A 6,822-nucleotide genomic window follows, 5' to 3' on the forward strand; every position below is an offset into this window, starting at 1 on the left:
GAGCCCCCGTCCAGCGTGCGCTATTTCTTCGATTTGCGACGGGTGAGGCGCGGATAAGCCCTCAAGACGAGGCTCAGGAGCAGGGCGATTCCCGGATTGCTCGGGTTGATGTACTCGCGAATCGAATCGATACGACCGTCGCGAATATGTGCTATCCAGCAGTAGCCGTCGATGTTCAGCCGGACGCCACGGACAACGGCCTTGCGCTCGTACTCGACCACGACATGATCGTCGTTTCTGAACCAGCTGGTGATCCGCACCGTGGGCTCGCCGTCGTGCGAATCGGTTCCGCCCGAGACAGTGAGCGCCCCGATGACGTCCTCCCGGCCCTTCCATGTGTGACCGATCGGGACGAGAGTGAACTCGCAGTCATCCGTCAGCAGCTCACCGAACGTTTCGTAGTCGTGGTCGGCGATAATCTCCAGGTATCGTTCGACAAGTTCTTCGGAGCCGGCTTCGCTCGACGTCATTCGCACTTCTCCTCACTCGCTTGCGGGTGGACACGCCGACGTGCGGTCGGCGTCGGTGATCGGGATCTACGGAAGTACGCGCACCGGGACATTGTTCCAGCCCGCGAGATTCTGCATGTTCACCCGCTGGCAGCCATCCCAATCGACCTCGTACCGTGGCATGAAGTCGAGCAATCTCTGCAAGGCGATAGCGCTTTCCATCCGTGCCAGCGCCGCCCCCAGACATGTGTGAATGCCGAAGCCGAATCCGAGATTCAGGGCCTGGGTGCGGTCGCGATCGATGTCGAAGACGTCGGGCTCCTTCCAGGCGTCGGGATCGCGATTGGCGGCGCCGACCAGCAAGAACACCGGCTTTCCGGCGGGGATGGTGACGCCGTGCAGCGTGACGTCCTCGCGTGAGCGACGCACATTGTATTGAGTCGGTGATTCGTAGCGGAGCACCTCTTCGACCGCCGCGGGGATCTTGCTGCGATCGGCCTGCAATTTCTCCCACTGTTCGGGGTGCTGCGCGAACAACACCACCATGCTGGCCACCAGTCGCGTCACGGTCACCGCGCCCGCTCCGCCCAGAACGAGGGCGAACTGAGCGATTTCGGTGTTGTCCAGGCCGGTGACCTCACCGTTTTCGCGCTGCACCGTAGCCGACACCAAATCGCTGATCATGTCGTTCCGCGGCCGGGCCCTGCGCTCCTTCACCACCTGGTAGTAGACGACCAGCATCTGCAGGGCTGCCTGGAGGCCGGCTTGCGAGATCTTCACCGCGCCGGGCTCGCGGTGCAGGAAGTCGTCGAGCCACAGCCGAATCTGCCCACGACGCTCGTCGGGGACACCGAGCATCGTCGTGATGACCTCGATGGGGAACAGCGCCGAGAAGTCTTGAACGACATCGAATTTCGCAGGATCTGCGGCGTGGAGATGTCGATCGATCAAGTCCGTGGCCAAGGGGCGCAGTTCCTCGATCGCACGCGGGGTGAACACCTTGTTGACGAGGCCGCGCATATGGCGATGCTCGGGCGGATCCATGGTGATGATCGACTTGTGCATGGGGGGTTCCCCCGATTGCACGGTTCCGAGGTCTACGCCCTCGGCCGAAGAATACGTCTCGAAATTCTTGTGCCCGGCCGCGACATCGACATGGCGGCTCAGAGCATAGAAGTCATACTTCTCGTTGTAGTAGACCGGGGCGTCTTCACGCAACCGGCGATACGTCTCGAACGGTCCGTTGAAATAGTCTTCCGAGAAAGGGTCGAATTCTATTTCTTCAGGCGGCACCTGTGGCCTTCTTTCGCGCATTGCAAGAGGATTGCTGTGACCCGTCGTGTACCGGACCGGCTACGAAGCGGCTTCGTCGTGGTACTTCTTCGTCATCTGATCGATGACCTCCTGGTGCTGCTGGGCGAGTTCGTCTCGCACCTGTGCCGCCCGGGCGGCAGCATCCAGTGTCGGCTGCGATTGGCCCTGGAAGTGCGGCATCACCTCGTCGGCGAAGAGCTCAGCCGAGCGCTTGGTGGCCGCGGGATTCGCCCATTCGTGAGCCATCTGCAGCATGCAGCCGAACCCACCGGACTGGTCCCACAGTCGCTGAACCTGTGCCCGAGCGCGCTCCGGCGTGCCGATGACGCCCACCCCGAGGTTGTTGATGATGTCGATCATCTCGTCGAGTTTCTCCCCCGGCACCGTGAGGTGGGGGAAGGCAGCCACCTTCTGGAAATAGCGGAACCACGACTCGATGCCGAACTTGACGTCCTCGCGGGCCTGCTCGTCGGTCTCGGCGATATGGAACGGCCCGGCCAGCGCCCAATTCTTTCGGTCGACCCGGGTGCCGAAGGCTGCGGCCTGTTTCTCGGCGATATCCCAGTGGTACTGGAGGGCGTTGAAGCTTTCCAGTGTCAGCGTCGAGCCGATGGAGATCAGGCCGATCCCGTGCTTTCCGGCCAGCCGCGCGCCGGTGGGGGAGGAGACTGCGGCGACGGCCAGCGGTATCCCGCCATCGGAATAGGGGGCCAGCTGCAATCGGGCGTCGCACAATTCGTGTGTCGGCGTTTTGGCGCTGACGGTTTCGCCGGCCAGCAGACGGACGACGATGTCGAGATTCGTCTCGAGGAGTTCGCGCGTATCCGTTTGGCTCAAACCGATCATTCCGGCATCTGTCGGAAGTGAACCCGGACCGAACCCGCCGATCAACCGGCCGTGTGTGAGATGGTCGAGCAGCATCAGCCGGTCGGCGACCCACAATGGGTTGTGGTACGAGAGGGAGATGACGCCGGTGGCGAATCGGATTCTCTTGGCTCGTTGTGCAGCAGCGGCGATGAAGATCTCCGGCGAACCGATTATTTCGCTCCCCGCCGAGTGATGCTCGCCCAGCCACGCCTCGTCGTAGCCGAGTGCGTCGATATGTTCGATGAAATCGAGGTCGCGCTGTAGCGCAAGTGTCGGGTTCGTACCCGCGCGATGAAAAGGTGCGATGAAGTACCCGAACCGAAGCCGAGCCATGATGAATCCTCCCCTTGACGTGATTTCCTGAATCGTAGCGCGCTGGTCGGCCCGCCGCCATGGTTCGAGTCGACGTTCCGGCGGTAGGTGGGCCCGTGGGTGTATGTCTCTGCGGCCGTCGACCCTGGTGATCGGCTTGCTCGTACGCCTAGGTCCGAACGTGCGGATGTGCGGTGGCCCAAGCGATCTCGATAGGCGGGGGACGCGTCAACGGCCGTTGAAGGGAGCCATGACATCCGTCTGGTACCGCTGCATCGCCGCTGCCGGGTCGCCCCAGAACAGCCCCGCGGGAACTAATACCCGACTTACGCCGAGGCTGCGCAGAGTGTCCAGTTCTGCAAGGGAGTTCTTTCCGATGAGGGTTGTGCTGACGGTGACCTCGATATCGTCCAGATCCCTGTCTGCCGCTACCGCGGCATTTCTCATCTCGATCAGCAAAGATTTCAGGGTGTCGGCTTCCCTGGTCATCGGAAAGAATCCGTCGCCATAACTCCCCGCCCGCCTGGCCGAGGCAACGGAATTGCCGCCGATATGAACGGGTATCGACTTCTGGGCAGGCTGTGGGCGCAGGATACATTTGTCGAAATCGACGTACTTGCCGTGATAGCTTGCGACCGGCTGTGTCCACAGTGCTCGAATGGCTGAAATGTATTCGTCCGCGCGCGCACCACGATCCTCGAAGGGTACGCCGACGGCTTCGAACTCCTCCTTCAGCCAGCCCAGTCCGATGCCGAACTCGACCCGTCCGCCACTGAGGTGGTCGAGCGTGGCGAGTTGCTTGGCCAGTACAACTGGATTCAGCAGGGGAGCGATCATCGTGCCGGTGGCCAGTCGTATGGTGTCCGTAGCCGCCGCGATATAGCCGAGCCATACCAGCGGATCCGGGATCGACATATCATCGCCGCCGGGCATTCGGCCGTTCTGAGTATATGGACAGGGTGACGTATAGCCGGAGGGAATGACAACGTGCTGACTGGCCCACAAGGATTCGAACCCCAACCCCTCGGCCGTCTTCGCAAGGTCGGCCGCAGCTGCCGGCTCACCCATCGTCCCCGTGTTCGCGAAGAGAATACCGAATTTCATGATGTTTCTTCCTGCTGATCGATCACATCGTGCCGTCGTGACCGAAGCCTAGCCTCGATCTTTCGTGCGCTCAGCTGAACAGGAGGTCGCCCCTGGTAGGTGATCGGTCCGCGGCATGGCCCGGAAACGGTTCTCCTGTCGGCGATTTCACCGAGGGCCTCGGCCGCGATCGTCTGAGCAGCCGCGGCCCGGGTCTTCGGCGTCGGTCTGCTTCGGGATGTCGCGGGTTGATGCGGGGGAGGGAGGCCCCAGGCGGCTCAGCCTCGTTCGAGTTCCCCGCGCACGGTGGCGGCGATGCGGGTGAGCGCGGTCCCGAGGTTGCGGCGCTGAGCGGTGGTCAGCGGATCGAACACGAGCCGCTTCACCTGCGCCACGTGCTCCGGGGCGCTGTCGGCGAGCTTGCGGCGGCCGCCGTCGGTGAGGGTGGCGAAGGTGTATCGGCCGTCGCTGGGGTCGGGTCGGCGGGTGACCCAGTCGCGGGCTTCGAAGCGGTCCATGGCTTTCGACAGCCGGGGCTGGGTGCTGTCGCAGACCCGGGCGAGGTCGCTCAGGCGCATCGTGTCGTCGTCGGCCATCGACAGCCTGGCCAGCACCCCGTACTCGAAGTTGGAGATGCCCGCGTCGCGTTGTAGCTGACGGTCGAGAGCTGCGGGGAGGGCGGTGACGACCGTGAGGAGCGCCTGCCACAGCTCCTGTTGGTCCTCATCGAGCCAGGGTGACGGGGTGTCCATGCGCTCATCGTACTTGCCCAGGAAACACGTACTTGCCTGGGCAAGTAATCGTGCGCTACGTTGGTACTTGCCTAGGAAAGTGAAAATACTTTCCAGGGCAACTTAAGGAGCTGATATTGATGACAACCAGCCGCCGCCTCTCCGCGAACGGCCGAGCTTCGGGCAAGCCTGCTGCCGCCTACACGGAGCTCCTCGCCCGTGTTATGCCACAGGCGCGCGAACACCTCCTGTGGAGTCCGGCCGACGGGCCGCTGCCGAGCCTGTTCGTCAGCCACGGTGCCCCGTTCACCCTCGACGATCCGCAGTGGCTCGGCGACCTCTTCGCCTGGGCTCAGTCGATGCCCAAACCCCGTGGCATCGTTGTTGTTTCGGCCCACTGGGAACAAGCACCAGCCGCGGTCACCGGGGCCGTGGCAGGCACTCCGCTCTACTACGATTTCAGCGGCTTCGACCCCCACTACAAGACCCTTCCCTACGCGACCCCGGACGCCACCGACCTCGCCCGCCGAATCGCCGGTCTGCTGGGCCCTGCGCCCGTGCACGAATTCGCTGACCGCGGCTTGGACCACGGCGCCTTCATCCCGCTCATGGCCATGTACCCCGCTGCCGATGTCCCGGTCGTACAGCTCTCGATGCCCGGCCTCGATCCCCGCGTGCTCCTCGAACTCGGCGCACGCCTGCGGCCCCTACGCGAAGAAGGCATCCTCGTGCTCGGCTCGGGCTTCATGACACACAGCTTCGCCGTCTTCCGCCATCCTGAGCTCGTCGCCGAGACAGCAGCTTTCGATGAGTGGGCAGTCGATGCTCTCGCCCGCGGCGACGTCGATGCGCTGGCTGATCACCGGAGGAAGGCGCCCGGTGCCGCGGTTGCCCACCCGACGGCCGAACACTTCGTTCCGCTGCTGCTCACTGTCGGTGCCGCTGCGGACCCCGCCAGTGCGGTGAGCGCCATCGACCGCCTGGTCATGGGCAATTCCATCCGCTCGGTCCAACTGACCTGAGCCGGTTCGACTTTCCCTTCCCACTCGATCGCCTCATCTCGCGGCGACGAGATCGCACACCCTGGAGGACAGTTCCATGAAGGCAATCCGTTTCCACGAGTTCGGCGCCAGCGAAGTCCTACGCTACGAAGACATCGAACGTCCTGTCCCCGCGCCGGGGCAGGTACTCGTCCAGGTCGTCGCTACTTCGTTCAACCCGGTCGACGACCACATCCGCGCCGGGCATCTGGCGCAGATGCTCCCGATCGTGCTGCCGTATGTGCCGGGCATCGACCTGGCGGGCACCGTCGTCGAACTCGGCGCGGATGTGACGGGCCTGGCGGTCGGTGACCGGGTCGTGGCGATGTTGCCCCTCGACTCCGCAGGCGGCGCAGCCGAATTCGCGCTGGTTCCCGCCGAGTCCCTGGCCGCGGCACCGCAGTCGATCGAGTTGACGGACGCCGCGGCGCTGCCGCTGACCGGCCTCGCCGCCTGGCAGTTGGCGTTCGAGCTCGCCGAGCTGAAGCCGGGTCAGACGGTCCTGGTCAACGGGGCGGGGGGTGCGGTGGGCAGCCTGGTGGTGCAGCTCGCTGTCGATGCGGGAGCACGGGTAACCGCGGTGGACGCGCCGGAGCACGCGGACCGGCTCGGCGGCTACGGCGCAGTCCGGGTCGAAGGCCCGCTCAGCCTCGCCGACGGTCCGGACGCGGTGGGTGGTCCGTTCCAGGTGGTGGTGAACCATGTGCGCGTTTCCCCCGAGGAACTCGCACAGTTGACGAACTATGTCGCCGACGGCGGGATCGCCGTCAGCTCGGCAGGCCCCATTCCCGAAGACACCGCCCGCGCGGTCCGCAGCGAGAGTCTCTGGGTCCGTAGCGACGGGGCCCAACTGAGCGAGCTGGTCGCCAAAGTGGACGCCGGCAAGCTCCGCCTCCACATCGCCGACCGTCGCCCGGTCGCAGAGCTGGCCGAGGTACACGCGGACGCGGGCGCCGGGCGACTGACCGGGAAGACTGTCGTGCTCGCCCCCTGATCGCACCCGACCGAGGTAAGGCGCTTCCCGCT

The 6,822-nt window shown here is 64.4% G+C and carries 7 protein-coding genes; 2 read left to right on the forward strand and 5 right to left on the reverse strand.

Annotated features, from left to right (window positions below; genetic code table 11):
* Positions 1–20 precede the first annotated feature (20 nt).
* From ACWGCN_RS15725 to ACWGCN_RS15745, 5 genes are all read right to left on the reverse strand, one after another.
* Complete coding sequence (locus tag ACWGCN_RS15725; RefSeq protein WP_387446779.1) at positions 21–470, reverse strand: nuclear transport factor 2 family protein; 450 nt, start codon at positions 468–470, stop codon at positions 21–23.
* Positions 471–536: 66 nt separating this feature from the next.
* Positions 537–1,763 carry a cytochrome P450 gene (locus tag ACWGCN_RS15730; RefSeq protein WP_387446780.1) on the reverse strand — a complete coding sequence of 409 codons (1,227 nt, stop codon included), beginning with the start codon at positions 1,761–1,763 and terminating at the stop codon, positions 537–539.
* A gap of 39 nt (positions 1,764–1,802) precedes the next feature.
* Positions 1,803–2,963 carry an LLM class flavin-dependent oxidoreductase gene (locus tag ACWGCN_RS15735; RefSeq protein WP_378989596.1) on the reverse strand — a complete coding sequence of 387 codons (1,161 nt, stop codon included), beginning with the start codon at positions 2,961–2,963 and terminating at the stop codon, positions 1,803–1,805.
* 207 nt (positions 2,964–3,170) lie between these two features.
* Entirely contained in the window at positions 3,171–4,046 is an 876-nt protein-coding gene (locus tag ACWGCN_RS15740) for an LLM class F420-dependent oxidoreductase (RefSeq protein WP_378989597.1), read from the reverse strand.
* 257 nt (positions 4,047–4,303) lie between these two features.
* Positions 4,304–4,777 carry a MarR family winged helix-turn-helix transcriptional regulator gene (locus ACWGCN_RS15745; protein WP_452460415.1) on the reverse strand — a complete coding sequence of 158 codons (474 nt, stop codon included), beginning with the start codon at positions 4,775–4,777 and terminating at the stop codon, positions 4,304–4,306.
* Between the two features lie 119 nt (positions 4,778–4,896).
* Between ACWGCN_RS15745 and ACWGCN_RS15750 the strand changes: the two genes are divergently transcribed.
* Both ACWGCN_RS15750 and ACWGCN_RS15755 read left to right on the forward strand, forming a co-directional pair.
* Positions 4,897–5,778 (forward strand): dioxygenase family protein, encoded by an 882-nt coding sequence (locus ACWGCN_RS15750; protein ID WP_452460414.1) that lies wholly within the window; start codon positions 4,897–4,899, stop codon positions 5,776–5,778.
* A 76-nt stretch (positions 5,779–5,854) separates the two neighbouring features.
* Positions 5,855–6,790, forward strand: a complete 936-nt coding sequence (locus ACWGCN_RS15755) for an NADP-dependent oxidoreductase (RefSeq protein ID WP_452460413.1) — start codon at positions 5,855–5,857, stop codon at positions 6,788–6,790.
* Positions 6,791–6,822 lie beyond the last annotated feature (32 nt).

The organism is Nocardia sp. NPDC055050, from assembly GCF_053608345.1.

Bases quoted from the DNA above. Each gene is read 5' to 3' on its own strand.
- ACWGCN_RS15725 (WP_387446779.1), bottom strand. From the start codon at position 470: ATGACGTCGAGCGAAGCCGGCTCCGAAGAACTTGTCGAACGATACCTG.
- ACWGCN_RS15730 (WP_387446780.1), bottom strand. From the start codon at position 1,763: ATGCGCGAAAGAAGGCCACAGGTGCCGCCTGAAGAAATAGAATTCGAC.
- ACWGCN_RS15735 (WP_378989596.1), bottom strand. From the start codon at position 2,963: ATGGCTCGGCTTCGGTTCGGGTACTTCATCGCACCTTTTCATCGCGCG.
- ACWGCN_RS15740 (WP_378989597.1), bottom strand. From the start codon at position 4,046: ATGAAATTCGGTATTCTCTTCGCGAACACGGGGACGATGGGTGAGCCG.
- ACWGCN_RS15745 (WP_452460415.1), bottom strand. From the start codon at position 4,777: ATGGACACCCCGTCACCCTGGCTCGATGAGGACCAACAGGAGCTGTGG.
- ACWGCN_RS15750 (WP_452460414.1), top strand. From the start codon at position 4,897: ATGACAACCAGCCGCCGCCTCTCCGCGAACGGCCGAGCTTCGGGCAAG.
- ACWGCN_RS15755 (WP_452460413.1), top strand. From the start codon at position 5,855: ATGAAGGCAATCCGTTTCCACGAGTTCGGCGCCAGCGAAGTCCTACGC.